Source organism: Nocardioides renjunii (genome assembly GCF_034661175.1).
GTDB classification, from domain to species: Bacteria; Actinomycetota; Actinomycetes; order Propionibacteriales; family Nocardioidaceae; genus Nocardioides; species Nocardioides renjunii.
Genome location: NZ_CP141058.1, coordinates 842265 through 869162 on the forward strand (window position 1 = coordinate 842265; position 26898 = coordinate 869162).

29 protein-coding genes are annotated in these 26898 nt (G+C 70.9%); 27 read left to right on the forward strand and 2 right to left on the reverse strand.

Features of this window, described 5'->3' with window-relative positions:
* The 23 genes from rplD to SHK17_RS04045 all read left to right on the forward strand — a co-directional run bounded on the left by rplD (nt 1) and on the right by SHK17_RS04045 (nt 13044).
* Nucleotides 1-870, forward strand: coding sequence for a 50S ribosomal protein L4, sunset domain variant (gene rplD / locus SHK17_RS03935; RefSeq protein ID WP_322921138.1), 870 nt, complete (start codon nt 1-3; stop codon nt 868-870).
* Nucleotides 867-1172 (forward strand): 50S ribosomal protein L23, encoded by a 306-nt coding sequence (gene rplW / locus SHK17_RS03940; RefSeq protein ID WP_172269873.1) that lies wholly within the window; start codon nt 867-869, stop codon nt 1170-1172. Before rplD ends, rplW begins: the two co-directional genes overlap by 4 nt.
* A 24-nt stretch (nt 1173-1196) precedes the next feature.
* Entirely contained in the window at nt 1197-2033 is an 837-nt protein-coding gene (gene rplB, locus SHK17_RS03945) for a 50S ribosomal protein L2 (RefSeq protein ID WP_172269875.1), read from the forward strand.
* Nucleotides 2034-2038: 5 nt separating this feature from the next.
* Nucleotides 2039-2320, forward strand: a complete 282-nt coding sequence (rpsS, locus tag SHK17_RS03950; RefSeq protein ID WP_056906592.1) for a 30S ribosomal protein S19 — start codon at nt 2039-2041, stop codon at nt 2318-2320.
* Nucleotides 2317-2760, forward strand: coding sequence for a 50S ribosomal protein L22 (rplV, locus tag SHK17_RS03955; protein ID WP_172269877.1), 444 nt, complete (start codon nt 2317-2319; stop codon nt 2758-2760). The genes rpsS and rplV overlap by 4 nt, the downstream gene beginning before the upstream one ends.
* Nucleotides 2760-3578, forward strand: a complete 819-nt coding sequence (gene rpsC / locus SHK17_RS03960) for a 30S ribosomal protein S3 (protein ID WP_322921139.1) — start codon at nt 2760-2762, stop codon at nt 3576-3578. The genes rplV and rpsC overlap by 1 nt, the downstream gene beginning before the upstream one ends.
* Nucleotides 3579-3582: 4 nt before the next feature.
* A complete protein-coding gene (gene rplP / locus SHK17_RS03965) occupies nt 3583-4002 on the forward strand; it encodes a 50S ribosomal protein L16 (RefSeq protein WP_172269881.1) in 420 nt (139 codons plus the stop codon).
* Nucleotides 4002-4244 carry a 50S ribosomal protein L29 gene (gene rpmC / locus SHK17_RS03970; protein WP_322921140.1) on the forward strand — a complete coding sequence of 81 codons (243 nt, stop codon included), beginning with the start codon at nt 4002-4004 and terminating at the stop codon, nt 4242-4244. Before rplP ends, rpmC begins: the two co-directional genes overlap by 1 nt.
* Nucleotides 4241-4534 carry a 30S ribosomal protein S17 gene (rpsQ, locus tag SHK17_RS03975; protein ID WP_172269883.1) on the forward strand — a complete coding sequence of 98 codons (294 nt, stop codon included), beginning with the start codon at nt 4241-4243 and terminating at the stop codon, nt 4532-4534. Before rpmC ends, rpsQ begins: the two co-directional genes overlap by 4 nt.
* A gap of 121 nt (nt 4535-4655) precedes the next feature.
* Entirely contained in the window at nt 4656-5024 is a 369-nt protein-coding gene (gene rplN / locus SHK17_RS03980; RefSeq protein ID WP_056599693.1) for a 50S ribosomal protein L14, read from the forward strand.
* Nucleotides 5025-5027: 3 nt separating this feature from the next.
* Nucleotides 5028-5381, forward strand: coding sequence for a 50S ribosomal protein L24 (gene rplX / locus SHK17_RS03985; protein WP_216652108.1), 354 nt, complete (start codon nt 5028-5030; stop codon nt 5379-5381).
* Nucleotide 5382: 1 nt separating this feature from the next.
* Nucleotides 5383-5949: a 50S ribosomal protein L5 gene (rplE, locus tag SHK17_RS03990; protein ID WP_172269887.1), complete on the forward strand. Its 567-nt coding sequence runs from the start codon at nt 5383-5385 to the stop codon at nt 5947-5949.
* A gap of 1 nt (nt 5950) precedes the next feature.
* Nucleotides 5951-6136, forward strand: coding sequence for a type Z 30S ribosomal protein S14 (locus tag SHK17_RS03995; RefSeq protein WP_056151931.1), 186 nt, complete (start codon nt 5951-5953; stop codon nt 6134-6136).
* A gap of 86 nt (nt 6137-6222) precedes the next feature.
* On the forward strand, nt 6223-6642 hold the full coding sequence (gene rpsH / locus SHK17_RS04000; protein WP_322921141.1) for a 30S ribosomal protein S8: 420 nt from the start codon (nt 6223-6225) through the stop codon (nt 6640-6642).
* A gap of 34 nt (nt 6643-6676) precedes the next feature.
* Nucleotides 6677-7219, forward strand: a complete 543-nt coding sequence (gene rplF / locus SHK17_RS04005; RefSeq protein ID WP_172269890.1) for a 50S ribosomal protein L6 — start codon at nt 6677-6679, stop codon at nt 7217-7219.
* Nucleotide 7220: 1 nt separating this feature from the next.
* Nucleotides 7221-7604, forward strand: coding sequence for a 50S ribosomal protein L18 (rplR, locus tag SHK17_RS04010; protein WP_172269892.1), 384 nt, complete (start codon nt 7221-7223; stop codon nt 7602-7604).
* 46 nt (nt 7605-7650) lie between these two features.
* A complete protein-coding gene (gene rpsE / locus SHK17_RS04015) occupies nt 7651-8271 on the forward strand; it encodes a 30S ribosomal protein S5 (RefSeq protein WP_172269894.1) in 621 nt (206 codons plus the stop codon).
* On the forward strand, nt 8271-8453 hold the full coding sequence (rpmD, locus tag SHK17_RS04020; protein ID WP_172269896.1) for a 50S ribosomal protein L30: 183 nt from the start codon (nt 8271-8273) through the stop codon (nt 8451-8453). The genes rpsE and rpmD overlap by 1 nt, the downstream gene beginning before the upstream one ends.
* 1 nt (nt 8454) lies before the next feature.
* The gene (gene rplO, locus SHK17_RS04025; RefSeq protein ID WP_172269898.1) at nt 8455-8895 is read left to right on the forward strand and encodes a 50S ribosomal protein L15; all 441 of its coding nucleotides are present in this window, start codon (nt 8455-8457) and stop codon (nt 8893-8895) included.
* Nucleotides 8896-9089: 194 nt separating this feature from the next.
* Nucleotides 9090-10385 carry a preprotein translocase subunit SecY gene (secY, locus tag SHK17_RS04030; RefSeq protein ID WP_172269899.1) on the forward strand — a complete coding sequence of 432 codons (1296 nt, stop codon included), beginning with the start codon at nt 9090-9092 and terminating at the stop codon, nt 10383-10385.
* The gene (locus SHK17_RS04035; RefSeq protein WP_172269901.1) at nt 10386-10961 is read left to right on the forward strand and encodes an adenylate kinase; all 576 of its coding nucleotides are present in this window, start codon (nt 10386-10388) and stop codon (nt 10959-10961) included.
* 7 nt (nt 10962-10968) lie between these two features.
* Nucleotides 10969-11793, forward strand: coding sequence for a type I methionyl aminopeptidase (gene map / locus SHK17_RS04040; protein ID WP_172269903.1), 825 nt, complete (start codon nt 10969-10971; stop codon nt 11791-11793).
* A 219-nt stretch (nt 11794-12012) separates the two neighbouring features.
* Complete coding sequence (locus SHK17_RS04045; protein WP_172269905.1) at nt 12013-13044, forward strand: TerC/Alx family metal homeostasis membrane protein; 1032 nt, start codon at nt 12013-12015, stop codon at nt 13042-13044.
* 15 nt (nt 13045-13059) lie between these two features.
* Here the strand turns inward: SHK17_RS04045 and SHK17_RS04050 are convergent, their stop codons facing one another.
* Both SHK17_RS04050 and SHK17_RS04055 read right to left on the reverse strand, forming a co-directional pair.
* Nucleotides 13060-14466: a serine/threonine-protein kinase gene (locus tag SHK17_RS04050; RefSeq protein WP_322424884.1), complete on the reverse strand. Its 1407-nt coding sequence runs from the start codon at nt 14464-14466 to the stop codon at nt 13060-13062.
* The gene (locus tag SHK17_RS04055) at nt 14463-15623 is read right to left on the reverse strand and encodes an FHA domain-containing protein (protein WP_322424883.1); all 1161 of its coding nucleotides are present in this window, start codon (nt 15621-15623) and stop codon (nt 14463-14465) included. Before SHK17_RS04055 ends, SHK17_RS04050 begins: the two co-directional genes overlap by 4 nt.
* Nucleotides 15624-15816: 193 nt before the next feature.
* Between SHK17_RS04055 and SHK17_RS04060 the strand changes: the two genes are divergently transcribed.
* From SHK17_RS04060 to SHK17_RS04075, 4 genes are all read left to right on the forward strand, one after another.
* Entirely contained in the window at nt 15817-22083 is a 6267-nt protein-coding gene (locus SHK17_RS04060) for an Ig-like domain-containing protein (RefSeq protein ID WP_322921142.1), read from the forward strand.
* 85 nt (nt 22084-22168) lie between these two features.
* Complete coding sequence (locus tag SHK17_RS04065) at nt 22169-23140, forward strand: AAA family ATPase (RefSeq protein WP_172269913.1); 972 nt, start codon at nt 22169-22171, stop codon at nt 23138-23140.
* Between the two features lie 8 nt (nt 23141-23148).
* A complete protein-coding gene (locus tag SHK17_RS04070; protein ID WP_172269915.1) occupies nt 23149-24330 on the forward strand; it encodes a DUF58 domain-containing protein in 1182 nt (393 codons plus the stop codon).
* A complete protein-coding gene (locus tag SHK17_RS04075) occupies nt 24327-26879 on the forward strand; it encodes a transglutaminase-like domain-containing protein (protein ID WP_322921143.1) in 2553 nt (850 codons plus the stop codon). The genes SHK17_RS04070 and SHK17_RS04075 overlap by 4 nt, the downstream gene beginning before the upstream one ends.
* The last annotated feature ends 19 nt before the right edge of the window (nt 26880-26898 follow it).

The window sequence follows — 26898 nt, forward strand, 5'->3', positions numbered from 1 at the left end:
ATGGCTGTCCAGACCGTCCAGGTCGACCTCCCCGCCGAGATCTTCGACGTCGAGGTCAACATCCCCCTGATCCACCAGGTCGTCGTGGCCCAGCAGGCCGCCGCGCGCCAGGGCACGCACGCCACCAAGACCCGCGGCGAGGTCCGCGGCGGTGGCCGCAAGCCCTACAAGCAGAAGGGCACCGGCCGTGCCCGTCAGGGCTCGACCCGCGCTCCGCAGTTCGCCGGCGGTGGCACCGTCCACGGCCCGCAGCCGCGCAGCTACGACCAGCGCACCCCCAAGAAGATGAAGGCCGCCGCCCTGCGCGGTGCCCTCTCCGACCGGGCCCGCAACGGCCGTGTGCACGTGGTCGACGGTCTCGTGCAGGGCGAGAAGCCCTCCACCAAGGCCGCGCTCGCCTCGCTGGTCTCGCTGACCGACCGCGTGGGCTACCTCGTGGTGCTCGAGCGCTCGGACGCGATCACCTGGCTCTCGCTGCGCAACGCGCCCGAGGTCCACATCGTCGCGGTCGACCAGCTCAACACCTACGACGTGCTCAACTCCGACGACGTGGTGTTCACCAAGGGCGCCTACGACGTCTTCGTGGGTGGCGCCTCCGCCGCCACGGCCACCACGGCCGAGGTCACCGAGGAGACCGCCGCTGCCGAGCAGGCCACCGACGAGCCGGCCGTGCCGGCCGGCGCCAAGGCCCCGCTCAAGAGCGGCAAGAACCCCAAGGGCTACGACGTGCTCGGCCAGGAGTCGGGCGTCTACCTCCTCGAGGGCGACGCCGGCTACGACACCGGGGCCGGTGACTTCTGGTTCAAGTCCGCCGAGGACGCCGAGGCCGCCGGGCTGACCCGCTCCGACGAGAAGGAGACCGACCAGTGAGCACCCTGCACAAGGACCACCGCGACGTCCTGATCGCACCGGTCGTGTCCGAGAAGAGCTACGGCCTGCTCGACGCCAACAAGTACACCTTCATCGTCCGCCCGGACGCCAACAAGACCGAGATCAAGATCGCGGTGGAGAAGGTCTTCGACGTCAAGGTCACCTCCGTCAACACGATCAACCGCCAGGGCAAGACGCGTCGTACCCGCTACGGGATGGGCAAGCGTCCCAACACCAAGCGGGCGATCGTCAGCCTCGCCGAGGGTCACCGCATCGACATCTTCGGAGGTCCGGTCTCCTGACCGGGCTGGTGAATAGGAACTGATATGGCTATCCGCAAGTACAAGCCGACCACCCCGGGCCGTCGTGGCTCGTCCGTGGCCGACTTCGTCGAGATCACCCGCACCACGCCGGAGAAGTCGCTGACGCGTCCGCTGCCCAAGAAGGGCGGTCGCAACAACCAGGGGCGCATCACCACGCGTCACCAGGGTGGCGGCCACAAGCGCGCCTACCGCGTCATCGACTTCCGTCGCTACGACAAGGACGGCGTGCCGGCCAAGGTCGCTCACATCGAGTACGACCCCAACCGCACCGCCCGCATCGCGCTGCTGCACTACGCCGACGGCGAGAAGCGCTACATCGTCGCGCCGAAGGACCTGACCCAGGGCACCGCCGTGGAGTCCGGCCCCAACGCCGACATCAAGCCCGGCAACAACCTGCCGCTGCGCAACATCCCGGTCGGCACGACCATCCACTGCGTGGAGCTGCGTCCCGGCGGCGGTGCGAAGATCGCCCGCTCCGCCGGCAACTCCGCCCAGCTGGTCGCCCGCGAGGGCTCGCGCGCCACGCTGCGCATGCCGTCGGGCGAGATGCGCTTCGTCGACGTGCGCTGCCGCGCCACCGTCGGCGAGGTCGGCAACGCCGAGCAGTCGAACATCAACTGGGGCAAGGCCGGCCGCATGCGCTGGAAGGGCAAGCGCCCGACCGTCCGTGGTGTCGTCATGAACCCGGTCGACCACCCGCACGGTGGTGGCGAGGGCAAGACCTCCGGTGGTCGCCACCCGGTCTCCCCGTGGGGCAAGCCCGAGGGCCGGACGCGCAAGCGCAAGGCCAGCGACTCCCAGATCATCCGTCGTCGCAAGTCCGGCAAGGGTAGGAAGTAACCGACATGCCTCGTAGCCTCAAGAAGGGCCCCTTCGTGGACGGCCACCTGCAGAAGAAGGTGGACGCCGAGAACGAGAAGGGCTCGCACAACGTCATCAAGACCTGGTCGCGCCGGTCGATGATCGTGCCCGACATGATCGGTCACACCATCGCCGTCCACGACGGCCGCAAGCACGTCCCCGTCTTCGTGACCGACTCGATGGTCGGCCACAAGCTCGGGGAGTTCGCCCCCACCCGCACCTACCGCGGGCACGTCAAGGAAGACCGGAAGGGACGCCGTCGATGAGCACCACCGAGCGCAGCCGCACCAGTGCGCGCCGCGAGTCGCTGCTCGGCGACCAGCCGGGCGCGTTCGCCAGCGCACGCTACGTACGGATCACTCCGATGAAGGCCCGCCGTGTCGTCGACATGGTCCGCGGCCTCCAGGTCGACGAGGCCCTGACCCTGCTGCAGTTCGCGCCGCAGGCCGCCTCCGAGACCGTCTACAAGGTGCTGGAGAGCGCCGTCGCCAACGCCGAGACGACCGAGGGCCTCAACCGGGCCGACCTGGTCCTCTCCGTCGCGATGGTCGACGAGGGCCCGACGATGAAGCGTTGGCGTCCGCGTGCCCAGGGTCGGGCGACCCGCATCAACAAGCGCACCAGCCACATCACCCTGGCGGTGCAGCCGGCCGACGCGATCACCGTGAAGAACGGCCGCGCCAACAAGAACGGAAGGGGTGCCTGATGGGCCAGAAGATCAACCCGAACGGGTTCCGCCTGGGCATCTCCACCGACCACAAGAGCCGGTGGTACGCCGACAAGCTCTACAAGTCGTACGTCGGTGAGGACGTCGCGATCCGCAAGCTGCTCTCCAAGGGCATGGAGCGGGCCGGCATCTCCAAGGTCGAGATCGAGCGCACCCGCGACCGCGTCCGGGTGGACATCCACACCGCGCGTCCGGGCATCGTCATCGGCCGCCGCGGCGCCGAGGCCGACCGCATCCGCGGCGAGCTCGAGAAGCTCACGGGCAAGCAGGTGCAGCTCAACATCCTCGAGGTGAAGAACCCCGAGGTGGACGCGCAGCTGGTCGCCCAGGGCGTCGCCGAGCAGCTCTCGGGCCGCGTGCAGTTCCGTCGCGCCATGCGCAAGGCGATGCAGACCTCGATGCGCTCGGGTGCCAAGGGCATCCGGATCCAGTGCTCGGGTCGCCTCAACGGCGCCGAGATGTCGCGCACCGAGTTCTACCGCGAGGGCCGCGTGCCCCTGCACACGCTCCGTGCCGACATCGACTACGGCTTCTACGAGGCCCGCACCACCTTCGGTCGCATCGGCGTCAAGGTGTGGATCTACAAGGGCGAGGTCGCCGGCACCCGTGCCGAGCGCCAGGCCCAGCAGGCCGCCCGCGCCGGTGCCCCCGGCCGCGGTGGTCGTCCCAACACCCGTGGCGGCGACCGTCCGAGCCGTGGCTCGCGCGGCGACCGCGCTCCTCGCGCCGAGGGCACTGCTGATTCGTCAGCGGCCCCGGCCGCCGAGGCAGCACCGAGCACCGGACAGGAGGCCTGACCTCATGTTGATGCCCCGTCGCGTCAAGCACCGCAAGCAGCACCACCCCAAGCGCCGTGGCGTCGCCAAGGGCGGCACCACGCTGGCCTTCGGTGACTTCGGCATCCAGGCGATCGAGGGTCACTACGTGACCAACCGGCAGATCGAGTCGGCCCGTATCGCCATGACCCGCCACATCAAGCGTGGCGGCAAGGTCTGGATCAACATCTACCCGGACCGCCCGCTGACCAAGAAGCCGGCCGAGACCCGCATGGGCTCGGGCAAGGGCTCGCCCGAGTGGTGGGTCGCCAACGTCAAGCCCGGCCGCGTCATGTTCGAACTCTCCGGCGTCGACGAGATCACTGCCCGCGAGGCCATGCGCCGCGCGATGCACAAGCTCCCGATGAAGTGCCGGTTCATCTCCCGAGAGGCCGGTGAATTCTGATGGCTACCAAGCTGAACGCCCACGAGCTCGACGAGCTCACCGCCACCGACCTGGAGGCGAAGCTGCGCGAGGCCAAGGAGGAGCTGTTCAACCTCCGGTTCCAGGCGGCCACCGGCCAGCTGGACAGCCACGGCCGGCTGCGCACGGTCAAGAAGGACATCGCCCGCATCTACACCGTGGTCCGCGAGCGCGAGCTCGGCATCCGCACCACGCCGGGCACCAACGAAGAGGCGAAGGCATGAGCGAGAACTCGAGCGAGAACACGGCGACCGAGGCCGCCGAGCGCAACCAGCGCAAGGTCCGCGAGGGCCTCGTGGTGAGCGACAAGATGGACAAGACCATCGTCGTCGCTGTCGAGGACCGCGTGAAGCACGCGCTCTACGGCAAGGTGCTGCGCAAGACGTCGCGCCTGAAGGCCCACGACGAGACCAACCAGTGCGGCATCGGCGACCGGGTCCTGATCATGGAGACCCGCCCGCTGTCCGCCACCAAGCGCTGGCGGCTCGTCGAGGTCCTCGAGAAGGCCAAGTGATCCCGCGGTGAGGTGAGCCCCGCTCGCCCCACCGCCCCAGCACCACCAGAACCCCACCAGTTCGGCCAGGCTCCCGCCCCGCGAGGGCTGGGAGAACCAGCTCGACAACCAGGAGAAATCAATGATCCAGCAGGAGTCGCGACTCAAGGTCGCCGACAACACCGGTGCGAAGGAGATCCTCTGCATCCGTGTTCTCGGTGGCTCTGGCCGTCGCTACGCCGGCATCGGTGACGTCATCGTCGCCACCGTCAAGGACGCGATCCCCGGTGGCAACGTCAAGAAGGGCGACGTCGTCAAGGCCGTGGTCGTACGCACCGTCAAGGAGCGTCGCCGCGCCGACGGTTCCTACATCCGCTTCGACGAGAACGCCGCCGTCATCCTCAAGAACGACGGCGAGCCGCGCGGCACCCGCATCTTCGGCCCCGTGGGCCGCGAGCTGCGCGAGAAGCGCTTCATGAAGATCATCTCGCTCGCCCCGGAGGTGCTGTGAGAGATGGGTAAGGACATGAACATCAAGAAGGGCGACACCGTCAAGGTGATCGCCGGCAAGGACAAGGGTGCCCAGGGCAAGGTCATCTCGGTGCTCCGCGAGGAGAGCCGCGTGATCGTCGAGGGTGTCAACCTCGTCAAGCGCCACACCAAGTCCGTCCAGCAGACCAACACCACCGGCGGCATCATCACCCGCGAGGCGCCCATCCACGTCTCCAACGTGATGCTCGTCGAGGACGACGGCGTCACCCGCGTCGGGTTCCGCCGCGACGAGGTCACCAAGCGCCGTCCCGACGGCTCGACCTACGCCGCCAGCCGCTCGGTCCGCGTGTCCCGCAAGACCGGCAAGGAGATCTGAGATGGCCGAGACCCAGACCACTGAGATTCCCCGTCTCAAGGCGCGCTACCGCGAGGAGATCGTCCCCGCCCTGCGCACCGAGTTCGACATCGCCAACATCATGCAGGTGCCCGGCCTGACCAAGATCGTGGTCAACATGGGCGTCGGCGAGGCGGCTCGCGACTCCAAGCTGATCGAGGGCGCGATCCGTGACCTCACCGCGATCACCGGCCAGAAGCCGGCCGTCACTAAGGCCCGCAAGTCCATCGCGCAGTTCAAGCTGCGCGAGGGCATGCCGATCGGTGCGCACGTCACGCTGCGCGGCGACCGCATGTGGGAGTTCCTGGACCGGCTGCTGTCCCTGGCGCTGCCCCGCATCCGTGACTTCCGTGGGCTCTCGCCCAAGCAGTTCGACGGTCGCGGCAACTACACCTTCGGTCTCACCGAGCAGGTCATGTTCCACGAGATCAACCAGGACAGGATCGACCGGTCCCGCGGCATGGACATCACCGTCGTGACCACCGCCACCAACGACGACGAGGGCCGCGCGCTGCTCAAGCAGCTCGGCTTCCCGTTCAAGGAGAACTGACATGGCGAAGACTGCTCTCAAGGTCAAGGCCGCTCGCAAGCCGAAGTTCGCCGTCCGCGGCTACACCCGCTGCCAGCGCTGCGGTCGCCCGAAGTCCGTCTACCGCAAGTTCGGCCTGTGCCGCATCTGCCTGCGCGAGATGGCCCACCGCGGCGAGCTGCCCGGCGTGACCAAGTCCTCCTGGTGACCTCGGTCCCCTCGCTCACCACCTCAACACGTTGAAGGTCGGCCGGCCGCGAGCCGCTCGAAACCACGACGAGAAAGAACCACATCATGACGATGACTGACCCGATCGCAGACATGCTCACTCGTCTGCGCAACGCCAACCAGGCGTACCACGACGTGGTGTCGATGCCTTACAGCAAGATGAAGGCCGGCCTCGCGGAGATCCTCAAGCAGGAGGGCTACATCACCTCCTACGACGTCGCGGACAACGTGTCCGTCGAGGGCGAGCCCGCCGTCGGCAAGACCCTGACCGTCACCCTCAAGTACGGCCGCAACCGGGAGCGCTCGATCGCGGGTGTCCGCCGCATCAGCAAGCCCGGCCTGCGCGTCTACGCCAAGCACACCAGCCTGCCCAAGGTCCTCGGTGGCCTCGGCGTCGCGATCATCTCGACGTCGCAGGGCCTGCTGACCGACCGCCAGGCGAACCAGAAGGGCGTGGGCGGCGAAGTCCTCGCCTACGTCTGGTGACCCGGACCAACTGAGACCAGGAAGAGAGAGAAGCATGTCGCGCATTGGCAAGCTCCCCATCGCGGTCCCGTCCGGTGTCGACGTCGCGATCGACCAGTCGCTGGTGACCGTCAAGGGCCCCAAGGGCACCCTGTCGCACACCATCGCCGCGCCGATCACGGTCGCCAAGGGCGAGGACGGCATCCTCGAGGTCAACCGGCCCGACGACGAGCGCACCAGCCGCTCGCTGCACGGCCTGACCCGCACGCTCATCAACAACATGGTGGTGGGCGTCACCGAGGGCTACGAGAAGAAGCTCGAGATCGTGGGCGTGGGCTACCGCGTCCTGCCCAAGGGTCCGACCCAGCTGGAGTTCCAGCTCGGCTACTCGCACCCGATCATCTTCGACGCCCCCGAGGGCATCACCTTCACCGTCGAGGGCCCGACCAAGCTCGGTGTCGTCGGCATCGACAAGCAGCTCGTCGGCGAGGTTGCGGCCAAGATCCGCAAGCTCCGCAAGCCTGAGCCCTACAAGGGCAAGGGCGTGCGCTACGCCGGCGAGCACATCCGCCGCAAGGTCGGAAAGGCCGGTAAGTGACATGGCGATCTCGCTGTCCAACAACAAGCACACCGCCACGCGGGTCCGTGCGCGCCTGCGCCGTCAGGCGCGGGGCCGCAAGCGGATCCACGGCACCACCGAGCGTCCGCGCCTGGTCGTGACCCGGTCCGCGCGCCACATCACGGTGCAGGTCGTCGACGACCTCGCCGGCACCACGGTCGCGTACGCCTCCTCCATGGAGAAGGACGTCCGCACCGGCGGTGGCGACAAGACCGCCCAGGCCAAGAAGGTCGGGGAGCTCGTGGCCTCGCGCGCCAAGGCGGCAGGCATCGAGGGCGTCGTCTTCGACCGCGCCGGCAACAAGTACCACGGTCGCATCGCGGCCCTCGCCGATGCCGCCCGGGAGGGCGGATTGTCCTTCTGATCGCCCACCGCGACCAGAGAGAGAACTTAGATATGGAGCACATCTCATGAGCGGAGCCCAGCGCGGACAGCGCAGCGGTGGCTCGGGCGACCGTCGCGGACGCGACAACGGTCGTGGCCAGGCCGAGAAGTCTGTCTACATCGAGCGGGTCGTGGCCATCAACCGTGTCGCCAAGGTCGTGAAGGGTGGTCGTCGCTTCAGCTTCACCGCCCTCGTGATCGTCGGTGACGGTGAAGGTCTGGTCGGCGTCGGCTACGGCAAGGCCAAGGAAGTCCCCGCGGCGATCGCCAAGGGTGTCGAGGAGGCCAAGAAGCACTTCTTCAAGGTCCCCCGCATCCAGGGCACCATCCCGCACCCGGTGCAGGGCGAGAAGGCCGCAGGCGTCGTCCTGCTGCGTCCCGCCGCTCCCGGTACCGGCGTGATCGCCGGTGGCCCGGTGCGTGCGGTGCTCGAGTGCGCCGGCATCCACGACGTGCTGAGCAAGTCGCTCGGCTCGTCCAACCAGATCAACATCGTCCACGCGACCGTCGAGGCGCTGCGGATGCTCGAGGAGCCCGAGGCCGTGGCCGCTCGCCGTGGCATGCGGGTCGAGGACGTCACCCCGGCCGCGCTGCTCAGGGCGCGCGCCGAGGGCCAGCTCGAGGCTGCTGCGGGGGTGCAGAAGTAATGGCACAGCTCAAGGTCCAGCAGACCAGGTCCACCATCGGACGCAAGGCCAACCAGCGCGAGACCATGCGCTCGCTCGGCCTCAAGCGCATCGGTGACGTGGTCGTCAAGGAGGACCGCCCGGAGATCCGCGGCATGGTCCAGACCGTCCGTCACCTCGTGACGGTCGAGGAGGTGGAGTGACATGACGCTCAAGCTGCACCACTTGCGTCCCGCTCCGGGCGCCAAGACCGCCAAGACCCGCGTGGGTCGCGGTGAGGGCTCCAAGGGAAAGACGTCGGGCCGCGGTACGAAGGGCACCAAGGCTCGCTACCAGGTCCCGGTCGCCTTCGAGGGTGGCCAGATGCCGATCCACATGCGCCTGCCCAAGCTGAAGGGCTTCAAGAACCCCTTCCGCGTGGAGTTCCAGGTCGTCAACCTCGACCGCCTCGGGGAGCTCTTCCCCGACGGTGGCTCGGTGACGGTCGACGACCTCGTCGCCAAGGGCGCGGTCCGCAAGGGCCAGCCCGTCAAGGTCCTGGGCCAGGGCGACATCTCGGTCGCCGTTCAGGTCAGCGCCAACGCGTTCTCGGGCTCCGCCAAGGAGAAGATCGAGGCCGCCGGCGGCACCGCGACCGTGGCCTGAGGGCCCATCTGATCGCACACTCGGTGAAGGCCCGGCCGCACAGTGGGAACTGTCGGCCGGGCCTTCGTCGTTACCCGGGAAGCGGGTCGAACACCGGCTGTTAGGCTTCCCCGGGCCCTCCGCCCCACAGCGGTGAGGGGCCTCTCGTCCGCCCGCCTGATCCTGGGCCGGGCACCCTTACGAAAGAGGAACCAGTGCTAGGCGCGTTCGCCAACGCTTTCCGGACGCCGGACCTGCGGCGCAAGCTGCTCTTCGTCCTGCTGATCATCACGATCTTCCGGCTCGGCTCTCAGGTGCCCACCCCGGGTGTCAACGTGGCCAACGTCCAGGCCTGCATCAACCAGCTGGAGGAGGGCGGGCTCTACAGCCTCATCAACCTCTTCTCCGGCGGCGCGCTGCTCCAGCTGACCATCTTCGCGCTGGGGATCATGCCCTACATCACGGCCTCCATCATCCTGCAGCTGCTCGTCGTGGTGATCCCACGGCTCGAGGCGCTCAAGAAGGAGGGCCAGGCGGGGCAGACGAAGATCACCCAGTACACCCGCTACCTGACGCTGGGCCTCGCCGTGCTCCAGGCGACCGGCATCGTCGCGCTCGCCCGCAACGGCGCCCTGCTCCAGGGCTGTGAGCGCGACCTGCTGCACGACAACGGCACGGGCACCTTCCTCGTCATGGTCGTCACCATGACCGCCGGCACCGCCGTCATCATGTGGCTCGGCGAGCTCATCACCGACCGCGGCATCGGCAACGGCATGTCGATCCTCATCTTCACCCAGGTCGTCGCCACCTTCCCGGCGGCCCTGTGGAGCGTCCAGACCTCGCAGGGCTGGGTCGTCTTCGGCGTCGTCATGGTGATCGGCCTGATCCTGGTGGCCGGCGTCATCTTCATCGAGCAGGCGCAGCGCCGCATCCCGGTGCAGTACGCCCGCCGCATGGTCGGACGCAAGATGTTCGGCGGCAACTCGACCTACATCCCGCTCAAGGTCAACCAGGCCGGCATCATCCCGGTCATCTTCGCCTCGTCGCTGCTCTACCTGCCGGCGATGGCGGTCCAGTTCAACCCCGAGAGCCAGAACCCGGTGCTCGACTTCATCGGGACCTACCTCGTCGGCGGCGACCACCCGCTCTACATGGCGATGTACTTCGCCCTCATCATCTTCTTCACGTACTTCTACGTCTCCATCACCTTCAACCCTGTCGAGGTGGCGGACAACATGAAGAAGTACGGCGGCTTCATCCCCGGGATCCGGGCGGGCAAGCCGACCGAGGACTACCTGTCCTACGTCCTGTCCCGCATCACGTTCCCCGGAGCTCTCTACCTCGGCCTGATCTCGCTGGTGCCGCTGATCGCCTTCGCCGCGATCAACGCCAGCCAGAACTTCCCGTTCGGTGGCACGTCCATCCTCATCATGGTGGGCGTCGCGCTGGACACGGTGAAGCAGATCGAGAGCCAGCTCCAGCAGCGCAACTACGAAGGATTCCTGAAGTAGATGAGACTCATCCTCATGGGCCCGCCGGGTGCGGGCAAGGGCACGCAGGCCCGCTTCGTGGCCGACCACTTCGGGGTCCCGGCGATCTCCACCGGCGACATCTTCCGCGCCAACGTCTCGCGGGGCACGCCGCTGGGGATCGAGGCCCAGCGCTACATGGACGCCGGTGAGTACGTCCCCGACGAGGTCACCAACAAGATGGTCCGCAACCGGATCGACGAGGACGACGCCAAGCCCGGCTTCCTGCTCGACGGCTACCCGCGCACCCTCGCCCAGGTCACCGAGCTCGACGGGATGATCGCGTTCACCGGCCACCGCCTCGACGCGGTCGTCGTGCTGACGGTCGACCCCGAGGAGCTCGTCCAGCGCCTGCTCCACCGGGCGCAGACCGACGGCCGCGCCGACGACACGGAGGACGTGATCCGTCGCCGCCAGGAGGTCTACGCCGAGCAGACCGCGCCGCTCATCGAGGTCTACCGCGGTCGTGGCATCTGCATCGAGGTCGACGGGATGGGTGAGGTCGACGACGTGACGACCCGCATCTTCGACGCCCTCGACGTGGTCCCGCAGAGCTGAGCCACCCATGGCGCTCCGGGACCGCGGGCTCGAGATCAAGACCCCCGACCAGATCGGGCTGATGCGCGTCGCCGGGCGGCTCGTGGGGGAGACCCTCGAGCTGCTCCGTGACGCTGTCCGACCGGGTGTGACGACGCTGGAGCTCGACACGCTCGCCGAGACCCACATCCGCGACCACGGCGGCGTCCCGTCGTTCAAGGGCTACAGCCAGCCGCCCTTCCCCGCCACCATCTGCGCCTCGGTCAACGACGAGGTCGTGCACGGCATCCCGGGTGCCCGCGCGCTGGTCGAGGGCGACGTCGTCTCGATCGACTGCGGCGCCATCGTCGAGGGCTGGCACGGCGACGCGGCCATCACCGTCCCGGTCGGCGAGGTCGCCGACGACGTGCGCGAGCTGCTCCGGGTCACCGAGGAGTCCCTGTGGCGCGGCATGGCCGCGGCGCGGCTCGGCGGGCGGGTGACGGACATCAGCCACGCGATCGAGACCTACGTGCGCGCGCAGGGGCGCTACGGCATCCTCGAGGACTACACCGGCCACGGCATCGGCACCGAGATGCACATGGCCCCCAACGTGCCCAACTACGGCCGACGGGGCCGCGGTCCCTCGATCGTCCAGGGCCTCGCCCTGGCCGTGGAGCCGATGGTCACGCTGGGCAGCAAGCACACCGACCTCCTCGAGGACGAGTGGACGGTCGCCACCGTCGACGGTTCCTTCGCCGCCCACTTCGAGCACACCTTCACCGTGACCGAGCGGGGGGCGTGGGTGCTCACCGCCGTGGACGGCGGCGAGGCCCGCCTCGGGGCGCTCGGCGTCCCATTCGGCGGACGCTGAGTCCCGTTTCGCCCGCCACCGGGCGGGCGTGGGAGACTGGCCTGCGTTGGAGGGGAGTATTCCCCGGCAGTGGTGTCGTCAGTACGGCGTCCGCGCGAGCGGCGTCCGGTGCCACTGGTTCGCCGCACTGCTGTTGTCCCACGGCGCGCGAGCGGAAGAGACCTCCGGCGTCCGCGTGCTGCGCGGACTCCGACTCGCCTCATCCCTAGGAGCAACAGAGTGGACGTCCCCACCTGGGTCTGGATCGCCACCGGCGTGGTGACCCTCGCGATCTTTACCTTCGACCTCGCCGTGGTCGGCCGCCGGCCGCACGAGCCGAGCATGAAGGAGTGCGCGACCTATCTCTCGATCTACGTCGGCCTGGCCGTGCTGTTCGGGCTCGGTGTCTGGTACACCTCGGGCGGCACGTACGCCCTGGAGTTCTACTCCGGCTGGCTGGTGGAGTACTCGCTCTCCATCGACAACCTCTTCATCTTCATCATCATCATGGCCAAGTTCGCCGTGCCGCGTGAGCTGCAGCAGTACGCCCTGATGATCGGCATCGTGATGGCGCTGGTCATGCGCGCCATCTTCATCGCGGTCGGCGCGGCGGCGATCGAGCAGTTCAGCTGGGTGTTCTACCTGTTCGGCCTGTTCCTGGTCTACACCGCGTTCAAGCTGGCCAAGGAGGGCGGCGAGGACGAGGACGACGAGTTCGAGGAGAACAAGCTGGTCGCCTTCATCGAGCGCCGCTTCCCGGCGACCTCGGAGTGGCACGGCAAGAGCCTGTTCGTCCACGACAGCAACGCCAAGCGGATGATCACGCCGATGTTCATCGTGATCATCACCCTCGGCACGACCGACCTGCTGTTCGCGCTCGACTCGATCCCGGCGATCTTCGGCATCACCAAGGAGCCCTACCTGGTGCTGACCGCCAACATCTTCGCCCTGATGGGGCTGCGCCAGCTCTACTTCCTCATCGGCGGGCTGCTGCAGCGCCTCATCTACCTGTCCTACGGCCTGGCGTTCCTGCTCGCGTTCATCGGCGTCAAGCTCTTCTTCCACGCGCTGCACGAGAACGAGCTGCCGTTCATCAACGGTGGCGAGCACCTCGACTACGCGTGGCTCGAGATCCCCATCTGGCTCTCGCTGGTGGTCATCATCGCCACGCTCGCCGTGACGGCCGTGCTGTCCCTGTGGGTCTCGAGCCGGATGAGCCCCGAGGAGCAGGACGCGGCCACCGGTCCGCGCCGCGACTGGGAGGACGACTGAGCGTGGCTCGACCGCTCAGGTCACGCACTGGCTGTCGCTGGGGGAGTTGTCGGACCCCCGCGTCATCCGCAGGTCGAGGCACACCGGCTCGTCGGTGCGCACCAGCAGCTGTCGCTGCCGGGTGCTGCCGTAGGTCCGGGTGTCGTCGCGGTAGTAGCTGAAGGAGTCGCCCGGCTCGAGGGGCACGGGCGGTCGCCACTCGAACAGCACGCCGCGGGCCGTGCGGCTGCCGGTGAGCGTGGGCGCCTCGGTGAGCACGTCGGGCACGACGTCGGCCGGCGTCTGCGACTCGGTCGGGACGACCACGCCGGGGTCCTCGCCGCGCCCGTCACCGCGGACCAGCAGGAAGCCGACGACCAGCGCCACCACCGCGGCCCCGATGCCGGCCCACACCAGCGTGGAGGTGCGGCCGGTGTCGTCGTCCTCGTCGGTGGCGGGCTCGGCGACCTGCGCGGCGATCCGCCGCGGGCCGCTGGCCGAGATCACGGTCACCGGCTTCATCGCGGTGGCGTCCTCGGGCGCCTCCGGGACCTCCGGCGCCATGACGGAGGCGTCGGGGCGGTCGCCCTCCACCGCCACGGAGGTGCGGGCCCAGCCGGCGGCCGACTCGATCCGCTGCAGGGCGCGGGCCAGCTCCAGGGCGCTCGCCGGACGGTGCTCGGGGCGCTTGGCGAGGCACTGCTGGAGGAGCCGGTCGAGCGCCGGTGGGACGTCGGGCCGCTGGGTCGCCGGGGGAGCGGCGTGCAGGATCCGCGCGCTCAGCGCCCGCGTGGAGTTGTCGCCGGAGGGGATGGAGAACGGCGAGCGGCCGACGAGCAGGTGCCAGATCGTCGCGCCGAGGGAGTAGACGTCGGAGGCGACCGAGCCGTTGCTGCGGCCGTCGAGCAGCTCGGGTGGTGACCACGGGTAGGAGATGCGGACGTCGTTGTCGCCCTCGATGTCGGCGATGTGGCCGGCTATGCCGAAGTCGGTCAGGGCCGGCTCGTGGTAGGTCGTCACGAGGACGTTGCTGGGCTTGATGTCGCGGTGCAGGATGCCCGAGCGGTGCGCGGTCTCGATGGCGCTCGCGAGCTTGATGCCGGTCGCCACCGCGTCGACGGGCGCCATCGGGTTGGAGCGCACCCGGATGCCGAGGTCCGGCGGCGGGCAGTAGCGCATCACCAGGAACGGGCGGCCGCCCTCGGCGGTCACGCCGGCGGTGATGACCGAGACGATGTAGGGGTGGTCGGCCAGTCGCGCCATCGCGTTGGCCTCGGCGGTGAAGAGGTACTTCTCCCGGTCGGTGAGCGGCACGTCGGGCCGGACGACCTTGACCGCGACGCGCTGGCGCGGCCACTGCTGCTCGTAGAGGAAGACGTCGGCGAACCCGCCGCTGCCCAGGTGCTCGACGAACGCGAACCCGGGGATGTCAGGGGCGCTCACCGGGCGACCGCTCCGGTCTCGAACCGCACGGCGTAGACGTGCGCCATGTCGAGGACGGTGCCCGGCTCGAGGACGTAGGCGTCGCCGGGCCGCATCCGCTGCGGGTCGCGACCGGGCGGGGCCACGGTGGTGCCACCGCGGCTGTCGAGGTCACGCGCCACGACGTCCCAGCCGTCGAGCTCGATCTGCAGGTGCCTCCGGGACACGAAGGAGTGGTCGGCGGGCAGGTGGACGAGGTGGGGCCAGTCGGTGCTGCCCTCGGCGGGCGCGGGCTTGCGGCCGAGGATCACGCCGCGGTCGAGCGGCACGACCTCGCCGGTCGGCAGGCGCAGCCCGCCCAGCGACGGTCGCTCGACGCGACGCGGCTCCTGCGGGGCGACCCGCTGGTGACAGACCCGGCACTGCGGCGAGACGGGCGGCGTGAGGTGGCCCAGCGGGCAGCTCACCGCCAGCACGGTCGGCGCGGTGCTGTGGGACAGGTGCGCCGGGCGCATCGAGGTCGAGCCGTCGTGGTCGTCGGGGGCGGGACCGGGCTCGGGGGCGCGGTGCGGCGCGGACGCCGGCCGGATGGTCGTGTGGGAGCCCTCCTCGATGCGCTGGATGGCCAGCGGGTCGGGCTCCGAGGTGTCCATCAGCGACCCGGTGTCCTCGACCGGGCGGCGCGTGCGGGTGCGCGGGGGAGGGCCGTCGGGGCCCTTGGCGGCGAGGATCGCGGCCGGGATGCCGTCGATGAGCGCACCTCCCGGCGCGGCGGGTGCGGTCGCCTGCGCCGTCGGCTGGGCAGGTGGGGCGGTGCGGGTGGAGATCGGCGCGAGCTCGACGCGGTCCGCGGCGACCACCCCGCCGACGAGGCGCCGGGTCGGGACCAGGCGGTCGGGGTCGTCGCCGCCGTCGAGGCTGAGGATGCGCGACGGACCGGCGAGGCGTACGTGCCCGGCGCCGCGTGACAGCGCGGTGGAGGCCCCAGAGGTGAAGTCGACGAGGGCGAGCCCCGGGGGATCGCCGGCGAAGGACTTCTCGACGATGGCCATCACCCGCTCCACGACGGAGGATCCGGAGGGTGCGGTCATGGCCAGGACGTCCCAGATCTCCTGGACGACCTGCTCGTCACCGGGGTCGGTCAGCAGCACCCAGTGGGCCCCGCTGCCCAGAAGCACACCGGTCCCCCCGGCGTACCTCGCCTCCACGATCAACGTCGGCTCCCCTCGTACGCGCCCACCGCTCCATCATCACCCATCGCGCCGTTCCGGCGCAGGCAGTCCCGACTTGTCGTAACGTCGCTCCATACTTACCCTCCTCTGGGTGAGTGCGGCGGGCGCACGTCATCCGCGGGGGCCAAGGGGGGCTGGCGTGGCACGTGCGACGTTCGTGCGTCGACACCGGGCGGGCATCGCCTCGGGCCTCGCGCTGAGCGTCGCTGCCGGAGCCGTCGTCGCCTACGCCGTCACCGCCAGCGGCTACAAGGCCCACGAGGCCGAGCTCAACGACGGCGGCGTGTGGGTCGTCAACGGCAAGAAGGGCTGGTCCGGCCGGCTCAACAAGCCCGTCAACCAGCTCGACGGCGTCGTGCCCAACCCCGACGGCAAGGCCCGCCTCGACGTCGTCCAGGACGGCGCGGCCGTCGTCACGCTCAACACCGACGCCGCCCGCGGCCAGGCGCTGGAGACCAGTCGCCTCGAGCTGCAGGACGGCGGCGCGGCCGCGGTCCCCACGCTCGGTGACGTGCAGATGGCCGGCGGCACCCTCGCCAGCGTCGACGCCGAGACCGGTGCGATCTGGGCGGTCCGCTACGACGACCAGCTCGGCAAGCCCGTGGTGAGCGCCGTCGACCGGCAGGCCGACCCGCTCGCCGAGGTCGGCGAGCAGGCCGCCCTGGCGGTCAGCACCACCGGCACCGTCGTGGCCACGTCGGCCGTCGACGGCACGGTGACCACGCTCGCCCCCGACGACACCGTCCTCGGCGAGCCCGTGACGCGCGACCTCCCGCGTGCCGCCGGCCAGGTCTCGTCGGTGACCACGGTCGGCGAGCGCGTGGTCACCCTCGACGAGGACGCCGGGGTGCTGCGGGTCCTCGACGGCGCCGAGGCCACGGTCCCGCCCGGCAGCGTCCTCCAGCAGCCCGGACCCGCCTACGACGCCGTGCTGGTCGCGGCGGCCGACGGGCTGCTCAGCGTCGACCTCGACACGGGGGAGACGACGACCGTGTCCACCCAGTCCGGCGAGCCGGTCGAGCCGGTCCGGCTCGGCGCGTGCGTCTTCGGGGCCTGGTCGGGAGGGGTCGGCGCGCTCGCGGTGCAGTGCGGCGCCCAGGAGGTCAACGAGAGGTCCCTCGGTGGCGACGCGACGAGCCTGGCGTTCCGGGTCAACCGCGGCGAGATCGTCCTCAACGACGCCGACAGCGGGGCGGTGTGGGACGTCGAGCAGGAGAAGCCGGCCCGCATCGACAACTGGGACGCCTTCACGTCGAAGAAGCAGAAGGACGACGACGACGACCAGAACGACAACGAGACCGACGCCGACCGGCGACCGCCCCGCGCCAAGCCCGACTCCTACGGCGTGCGCGCCGGTCGCACCACGGTCCTGCACCCGCTCGACAACGACTCCGCGCCCGAGGGCCGGCTGCTGAGCATCGTCGACGTCGTCCAGCCCTCCGGCGGCGCCCGCGTGGAGATCAGCCCGGACGGGCAGACCCTCGTGCTGCAGATGCCGGAGGAGGCGCGCCCCGCGACGTTCGACTACGTCATCGACGACGGCCGCAACGGCCTGTCGGCCAGCGCCACGGTCGACGTGGAGGTCCGCGGCCAGGAGGAGAACGAGCCGCCGGACCTGCGCGAGGGCTACCGCAAGCCGACCTACCGCGTGCCCCACGGCGGCGCGCTGTCGGTCCCGGTCCTGGCCGACTGGCGCGACGACCGTGACGGCGACACCCTGCTCCTGGACTCCGCCGTCGCGGTCGACGGAGCGCAGAACGGCGCTGCTGCGCGCACCACCTCGGACGGCCGGATCCGATTCACCGCGCCGACCACCGCCGCGTCCGGCCCGCAGCTGGTCCGGGTCGACTTCGCCGTCACCGACGGCTCGACGCCGGTGCGGAAGTCGCTGAGCTTCCAGGTGCAGGCCCCCAAGGACCAGAAGGCGTTCGCCCCGAGCGCCGAGCCCGACGTCGTACGCGGTGAGGTCGGCAAGCCGATCAAGATCCGCCCCCTGCTCAACGACCTGCCCGGCTCGGACCCCAACACGCCCGACGCCGAGCTCGCGCTCGGGGGCAAGGTGCCCCAGCAGCCCAACGCCAGGATCGTCTCCGACCTCGACGGGGGACAGCTCACCTTCACCGGGGAGCGCGCCGGCACCTACTTCCTCAGCTACGACGCGGCCTACGGCAACGCCCCGCTCGACCAGGGCACGGTTCGCGTGGACGTGAAGCCCAAGCCCAAGCGTGCCGCCGAGCCGGTGGCGATGCCCGACACGCTGACCGTCTTCGGCCAGGCGCCCGGGATCGTCGACGTGCTGGCCAACGACCTCGACCCGGCGGGTGGCCTGCTGGTGGTCCAGCGTGCCGCCGCGGACCGCGAGGGGCAGCTCGACGTCGCGATCATCGACGGTCGGTGGCTGCGGATCTCCGCCGTGCAGCCGGCGCTGTCGCCCCGCACGCAGACCATCTCCTACACGATCAGCAACGGGGCCAGCTCCGGCGTCCGCGGCGAGGTCGTCGTCACCCAGCGCCCCCAGCCCGCGGACAACACCCCGATCACGGCGGCCGACAAGGTGGTCGTGCGCGCAGGCGGCGCCGTGGCCGCCCCGGTCCTCGACAACGACGTGTCCCCGGCCGGCGACCGCCTGACGCTGCTCAACGACCTGGTCGACAGCGAGACGCCCGGCCAGCTCGAGGTCGTCCCCCCGATCGACGTCACGGGTGACGTGGGCCGCGCGTTCGTCTCGGGTCGCGTGGTGCGCTACGTCGCCCCCGAGCAGGTCGAGGAGCGCGACACCTACACCGTCACCTACGTCGCGCAGAACCTCGAGGGAAAGCGAGCCCAGGGGGTCCTCTCGGTGACCGTCGTGCCGGCCGACGACCCCAACGACCCGCCCGAGCCGCCGACCCTGGAGGGTCGCGTGGTCGCCGGCGACGCGATCAAGGTCCGCGTCCCGGGCGTCGGCGTCGACCGCAACGGCGACCCGGTCACCGTCACCGGCATCACCTCGGCGCCCCGGCTGGGCCGGATCGTCTCCTACGGCGGCAACTTCCTCGAGTACCAGGCCTACCCCCGCACGGTCGGCACCGACGAGTTCACCTACTCCCTCGTCGACTCGCAGGGCGCCTTCGCCACCGGCACCGTCCGCATCGCGGTCGTCGAGGTGGGCCAGCCCCAGCCGCCGCTGGCGGTCGCGGACCGGCTCACGGTCGAGCCCGGAAGGACGGCGACCTTCGACCCGCTGGCCAACGACTTCATCGCCGCCGGCGACTCGGTGGAGGTCGAGCTGGTCGACGCCCCGGCGGGCGTCGAGCTGGACCCCCGGACCAACCTGGTGTCGGTGCCCGCCCCCGGGGAGCTCACGGCCCCGCCGGTGGTGGTCGTCTACCGCGTGACCAACGGCCTCCAGGAGTCCCGCGCCACGATGACCCTGCAGACGGCCGAGGGCTTCAACAACCCCCCGATCGTCTACGACGCCTTCGGCCGCGCCGACGACAGCGGCAGCGTCGTGGTCGACGTCCTCGAGGGCGCCTACGACCCCGACGGGCCCGCCAAGGGCCTCGAGGTGACCGACGTGAGCGGCGACGACTCGGCGCGTGTCGTCGACGGCGTCGAGGTCCGCGCCAACCGCGGGGCGGCGCCCAAGGTGCTGCCGTTCGAGGTCCGTGACGCCGACGGCGCCGTGGCCGTCGCATCCGTCTACATCCCGCCCACCGGCAACGGCCTGCCCTACGTGGTCGACGACGCCCTGATCGAGCTCGAGCCCGGTGCCACCACGACGGGCAAGCTCTCCGACTACGTCGCGGCACCCGGGGACGCCGAGGTGCGCCTGGCGTCGGGTCGGCGCTCGTGGTCCGCCTCGCCGACGTCCCTCGCGGTCGGTCCCGACGGCGACAACCGCTTCACCCTGTCGGCCCCCGCCGCGTTCCGCGGACCGGGTGCCGTGCTCGTGGAGGTCACCTCGGCGACCGACGCCAGCGGGAACGAGGACACCTCCACCACCGACGACGGTGCGACGGTCCTGCTCTCCATCCCGGTCCAGGTGGGTGACGACAAGCCGGAGCTCACGTGCCCCTCCACGGTCGTCCCCATCTCGGCCGGGCAGGACTACGCCCTCGACATCGCCACGTTCTGCAAGGTCTTCACCCTCGACCCCCGGGACGCGGCCGGGCTCTCCTACACCGCCGACTGGAGCCAGCCCCTCGACGGGCTCGCTGTCGGCAGCCCCGAGGGCTCCGTCGTGTCGGTGACCGCCGCGGAGACCGCGACCGAGGGCGGCCAGGCGGCCCTCACGGTGCAGGCGGGGGACAGCAACACCCAGCTGGTGCGCTTCCAGCTGGCCCAGGCGCCGTCCCCGAGGCTGCTGCCCATCCGGGTCGAGACGATGGAGGCCGGGCAGAGCCGCAGCTACGACGTCGGCTCTTACCTCGAGGCCGGCGTGTCCGACCCGGACCCCACGATCGTCTCCGTGCAGAGCACCGGCAACCCCGGTGTCCGTGCGTCGGCCGACGGCGGCAGGCTGACGCTGACGGCGACCGACGACGCCCGCGGCGCCCGTGCCAGCTTCCGGCTGGTGGTCAGCGACGTCTCGTCCGACGACCCGCCCGCCTCGCGGACCGCCGAGGGGCGCATCGAGTTCCAGGTCGTCGGGACCCCCGAGGCGCCCGGCGAGCCGCGTCCGTTCCCGCGCACCGACCAGATCGGCGCCGTGGAGATGTCGTGGGCGCCGCCGCGCGACGACGGCGGCGCGCCGATCCTGCACTACCTGGTGCGCGAGGAGAAGACCGGCGCCACGCAGCGGTGCGACACCAACGTCTGCGTCTTCCGCAAGCTCAAGAACGGCGGCAACTACAGCTTCCGCGTGCAGGCCGTGAACCGCGTCGGCAAGAGCGACTGGAGCGGTCTCTCGAAGACGGCCCGGGCCGACACGGCGCCGGGGCGCGTCGAGAACATCCGGATGGTCGACCGGGGCGACGGCTACATCACCATCGCCTGGGACAAGCCGACCACCAACACCTCGCGGATCCTCGACTACACCATCACGTGGCCCGGTGGCCCGGTCGGCGTCGTCGCCGGGGACAACCCCCGCTACACCGCCACCGGCCTCGACAACAACACCCAGTACGCGTTCACGGTCAAGGCCCAGAACGTCGTCGACTACTCCGCGCCCCGCACGTCGGTCGAGATGCAGCCGCTCGGCACGCCTCCGGCGCCGGCGGCGCCGGCCGTCGCCGACCTCGAGTCGGGTGCCAACCAGACCTCCGTCCGCATCGCGTGGCAGGCCGTGCTCCCCGAGGGGCCGGGACCCACCTCCTACACCGTCAGCTACTCCAACGGCACGTCGTCCGGCACGGTGCCCGGCTGCCAGAAGCTGGTGGCGCTGTCCTGCACCCACGCCGGCATCCCCTATGACGGCACCACCTACACCTACCGGGTGGTGGCCGCCAACGAGCCGGGCAAGCGCTCCCAGCCGAGCGAGGGCACCGCGATCCAGGCCGTGGGCCGGCCCGCGCCGTGGGGCAGCTTCGACGTGTTCGCGACCGGCGCCAGCCAGGAGGCCGAGGTCCGCTACACGGTCCCCGACTCGCGCGGCAACGTCAGCAAGGTCGAGGTCCTCGTCAATGGCGGGGTCGTCAAGCAGTTCGGGCAGCAGACCGGCTCCTTCACCACCCGGATCCCGACGCCCGGCAACGAGCAGCCCTACCCCGTCCAGCTCCGGGTGTGCAACGAGCGCGCGCCCACGGGCTGCACGCTCAGCGGCGTGCAGAACGTGCAGACCTACGGCCGCCTCGAGGGGATGCTCAGCGACATCAGCGACCCCGTGGTCAACGGCAAGACCGTGACCTGGACGGTGACCGGTTCCAGCAACGGCGACCCGGCCGAGCTGGCCTACTGGATCGACGGCGCCCAGCAGCCGACGATCCAGCTCGGCGGGGTCGGTGCCTTCAGCCAGTCGATCTCGACCACGACGGCCGACTTCGGCCAGGAGACCCGGCTCGAGGTGCGCCTGCGCGACTCCTCGCCCGGAGGGCGCGGCGAGACCTACCAGGACGACCGCGCCCGGAGCGGCGTGCCGCAGCCGGGTGTCAGCGTGGAGAAGCTCTCGGCCTGCCGCGACGACAACGACAGCCCCGACGACAACTGCTGGCAGGGCAACGGCTCGGGCAAGCCGCCGCCGTGCGAGGTCGAGTCCTGCGGGTTCATCCGGTTCAACGTCAACGGCTTCTACGAGGGCTTCACCTGCCGGGTGAGCATGACCTGGAACGGCTACACCGGCTGGCGCACCTACTCCTTCGGCGCCAACGGGCAGAACACCAACACCCAGGACACCGACTGGTACGCCCCCAGCGGCGGCGGAGCGACCGTCACCTGCCAGGGCAACGGCTTCTGGCAGCGCACGTCGAGCGGCTCCCAGACCTGGTAGACCCGGCGCCGGCACGGCCGCCCCATCCCGCCCTCGATCCCCCCTCACCGCCCCGCCCTGCCCCACCCCGCGACAGGAACAGCACATGACGATCAGCCCCGAACAGGCCGAGTGGTTCAGGTCCACCTTCGACCAGCTCACCGACAACATGGAGAAGGCGGTCCTCGGCAAGCGTCACGTCGTACGCCTGGCGCTGACCTGCCTGCTCTCGGAGGGCCACGTCCTGCTCGAGGACTTCCCCGGGACCGGCAAGACGATGCTCGCGCGGGCCCTCGCCAACACCGTGCAGGGCAGCCACGCCCGCATCCAGTTCACCCCCGACCTGCTGCCCTCCGACGTCACCGGCGTGACCGTCTACGACCAGCACAAGGGCACGTTCGAGTTCCACCCGGGCCCGATCTTCCACACCATCGTCCTCGCCGACGAGATCAACCGGGCCTCGCCCAAGACGCAGTCCGCGCTGCTCGAGGTGATGGAGGAGGGCCGCGTCACCGTCGACGGCGTCGCCCACCCGGTCGGCAAGCCGTTCCTGGTCATCGCCACCCAGAACCCCATCGAGCAGGCCGGCACCTACCGCCTCCCCGAGGCGCAGCTCGACCGCTTCCTCATGAAGACGTCGGTCGGCTACCCCGACCGGCAGGCCACCGTCGAGCTGCTCAACAACGCCGCCGTGCGCGACCGGGCCGCGCTGGTGACCCCCGTGATCACCGCCGCGACCATCGCCCAGATGAGCGGCCTGGCCGACCAGGTCTACGTCGACCCGGCCGTCATCGGCTACGTCGCCGAGCTGGCCGAGGAGTCGCGCCGCCAGCCCCACGTGAAGCTCGGCCTGTCGCCGCGCGGCTGCCTGGCCCTCGTCCGCGTCGCCAAGACGTGGGCCGCTGCCGACGGGCGCGACCACGTCGTCCCCGACGACATCAAGGACCTGGCCGAGCCGGTGCTCTCGCACCGCCTGCTGCTCGACGCCGAGGCGCAGTTCAGCGGCGTGGACGTGCAGACGGTCATCTCGCGCCTGCTCGACGCCGTGGCACCCCCGACCGACCGCGTGGGGGTCTGACCCAGGCCATGAGGCAGCGGTTGAACGATGCGCTCGAGGTGATCAAGCCGATCGGCTGGTTGATCCTCGGGCTCGGCCTGGGTGCGCTCCTGGTCGCCAGCGTCACGCTGTGGCGTGAGCTGGCCGTCCTCGGCTGCGCCTGCCTGGCCCTGCTCGTCCTCGCCCTGCCCTTCCTCGTCGGCCGCACCTCCGTCTCCGTCGACCTGCGGCTCCAGCCCGAGCGGGTCGCGGCGGGGGAGTCCGTGGCCGCCGGCGTCATCGTCGTCAACCGCGCCTCCTCCCGCCTGGTCCCCACCACGCTCGAGGTGCCGGTCGGCTCCGCGATCCACCGCTACGGCATCAGCTCCCTGGCGCCGAGCGCCACCCACGAGGAGTCGTTCACCATCCGCACGGAGCGGCGCGGTGTCATCCCGGTCGGCCCGGCGATGACCCGGCGCGGCGACCCCGTCGGGATCTTCTCCCGCGACGTGGTGTGGACGCCGGTGCGCGAGGTGCTGGTGCGCCCGCACCTCGTGCCGATGGAGTCGCTGGGCGCCGGCCTGCTGCGCGATCTCGAGGGCGTCTCGACCGACGCCGTCAGCCAGAGCGACCTCGCCTTCCACGCGCTGCGCGAGTACGTCCCCGGCGACGACCTGCGCCACATCCACTGGCGCTCCTCGGCCAAGGTGATGGCCTCGACGGGTGAGTCGTCGTTGCTGGTGCGCCAGTACCTCGACACCCGGCGCAGCCACGCCACGATCGTGGTCGACGACCGGCTCTCCGCCTGGGCCGACCCCGAGGACTTCGAGACCGCGATGGCGGTCGCCGCCTCCATCGCCGTCCGCGCCGTGCTCGACGAGTTCGACGTCTCGTTCGTCTGCGGCGCCTCCGCCTCGTCGGGCTCCGACGGCCACCTCGCGCTCGACGCGGTCTGCCGTGCCGAGACGGGCGAGCGCGGGCTGGTCGAGTCGGGCCGGCAGGCCAGCATGCTCGCGCCCGACACCAGCCTCGCCTTCTTCGTCAGCGGCAGCGAGGCGCCGTTCACCGACCTGCTCCGCTCGGCCGCGGCGTTCCCGCCCGAGGTGCGCCGCTTCGCCATCGTCGTCGACCCGGCGGGCAACAGCCGGGTCACCGAGACCGGCGGTCTGCCGGTCCTGCACCTGGCCGCCAAGGAGGACCTCGGCGGCCTCCTGCGCTGGAGCGTGCGATGAGCCCGTCGACCCGCGCGGCCTCCCGCCACGCCGCCCGGGAGCGCGGTCCCGGCTCCGGCAGCACCGGCACCCGCACCCGCGTACGCCCCCACGCGCTGCTGCCCGACCGGCACACCTGGACCGACATCGGCTTCACGCTCGTGCTGGCCGCGGTGGTGCTGAGCTCGTTCGGCACCTCGTTCACCGGCTCGACCTACCTCGTCGTCGGCATGCTCGGCGCGGTCATCGCGGTCGTCGTCACCCACCTCACCCGTGCGGCCGGCTGGCCGATCGTCTCGGCCGTGGTCATCTGCCTGGTGCTCTTCTTCTTGCTCGGCGGGCCGCTGTGCCTGCGCTCGCTGGGCGACACGTCGTTCCTCCCCGGCGCGTCCACGCTGGGCCGGGTGGCCGACCAGGCGGTGTTCGGGTGGAAGGACCTGCTCACGACGCTGCCCCCGATCGACGGCGAGGGCCCGCTCCTCGTGCTCCCGTGGATGGCCGGGATGCTCGCCGGGCTGGTCGGCCTCGCGCTCGCCGGGCTGCCGGTGCGCCGCGCCTGGCTCGCCGCCGCGCTCCCGGTCATCGGCATGACGGTCGTCCTGTCCGGCGCGATCGTGCTGGGTGTGCGCCGTCCCCAGTCACTGGTGGTGCAGGGGGCCGTGTTCGCCGCGCTGTCGCTGGCCTGGCTCGCGCTGCGGGCGCGTCGCGCCAGCGCGTCGGTGCAGGGCGGCAGCACCTCCTGGCTCCGCGGCGCCGGCGCCCTGGCGATGCTGGCGCTGGCCGCCGGCGTCGCCCTGCCCGCCAGCGGTGTCATCGCCGGCGACGAGGACCGCCGGGCGGTGGCCCGCAACTGGGTCGAGCCGCCCTTCGACATCGGCCGCTACCCCTCGCCGCTGGCCGGGTTCCGCAAGTACGTCGACCTCAAGGGCCGCACCGACCCGACCAACGTCTACGACAAGACGCTGCTCGACGTCGACGGCGTGCCGGCCGGCACCCTCGTCCGCTTCGCGGCCATGGACCGCTACGACGGCATGGTGTGGGGCGCGACCGACAACGCCCTCCCGGGCCCGGCCGACGACTCCTTCCAGCGCGTCTCCTCCACCATCGACAACCCCGTCGACGGTGAGGAGGTGGACGTCACGATCACCCTCGGCGAGGGCTGGAGCGGTGTCTGGCTGCCCACGGTCGGGGCGCTGCGGTCGATGTCCTTCGAGACCGCCGACGCGCGCGCCAAGGCCGAGGTCTTCCGCTACAACCTGGCCACCTCGACGGCGGTGGTCCCCACCGGGCTGCAGCCCGGCGACCGCTACACCTTCACCGCGGTCGAGCCCGACGACGAGCTGACCGAGGAGACGGTCGGCTCGGCCGAGCCGACCGTCCTGTCCCCGGCGGCCGCCTTCATCCAGCAGCCGACGGAGAAGTGGACCGAGGGCGCCGGCACCGACCCCATGGACCGGGTGCTGGCCGCCGCCGAGCACCTGCGGAGCGAGGGCAAGTACTCCGACGGCGTCGGACGCACCGAGCGCGTCTACGTCGCCGGGCACAGTTCCTGGCGGCTCTCCGACGAGTTCGTCAACGCCCCGCAGATCGTCGGCAACGACGAGCAGTACGCCGCCACGATGGCGCTGATCGCCAACGAGATCGGCGTACCCGCCCGCGTCGTCCTCGGTGCGGTCGTGCCCGAGGGCGGCCGCGTCACCGGCAAGGAGGTCGCGGCGTGGGTCGAGCTCCGCGCCGCAGACGGCTCGTGGCGCACCCTGCCGACCGAGTCGTTCACGCCGATCACACCACCCGCGGACCAGGTCCCCGAGACCAACACCCCGATGTCCGGCACCGTCATCCCTCCGCCCAACCCCATCCCGCCGCCGTCGGACGCGGGGGAGCAGAGCGACGCCGACCTCAAGGAGCGCAGGGCCACCCGCAAGAAGGCCGAGCAGGACGAGGAGGACGGGCTGATCCCGGACGTGCCGGGGTGGTTCGGGGTCGTGCTGACCTACGTCGGCGTGCCGCTGCTGGTGGTCGCGCTGCTCCTCGGTGCCGTGGTCGGCATCAAGGCGTGGCGCCGGCACCGCCGCCGCAGCGCCGACTCCGCCTCGGCGCGCTTCGTGGGCGCGTGGCGCGAGCTGGTGGACCACGCCCGTGACCTCGGCCAGGTCGTGCCGCTGGGACCGAGCGTCACCCGTCGCGAGCAGTCCGCCGGCATCGTCTCCGGCCAGGCCGGCGCGCTGGCCCGTCGCGCGGACAGCTTCGTGTTCGGGCCCCGCACGCCCGAGGTGGCCTCCGCGACGACCTACTGGGAGTCGGTCGACGCCGAGCGCCGCGCCATGTCGCGCGAGGTCGGGCGGTGGCAGCGCGTCCGCGCCGCGGTCAGCCTCCGCTCGCTGCGCCCGGGCGGCCGGGGGCAGGCCGCCGCGGCCGCCCCGTCCGCCACTGGCACCGCTGCGGACGGGGCTGCGGACGCCGCTGCTGGGGGCCAGGCGGACGGCGCGGGGGAGCCACGGCACACGCCCGGCCGTGCCGCCCGGCTGCGCAGGCTCGCAGATTGGCGTTCTCGAGGGACGCCTGACTAAACTGGTGCGTCGGCCCAAC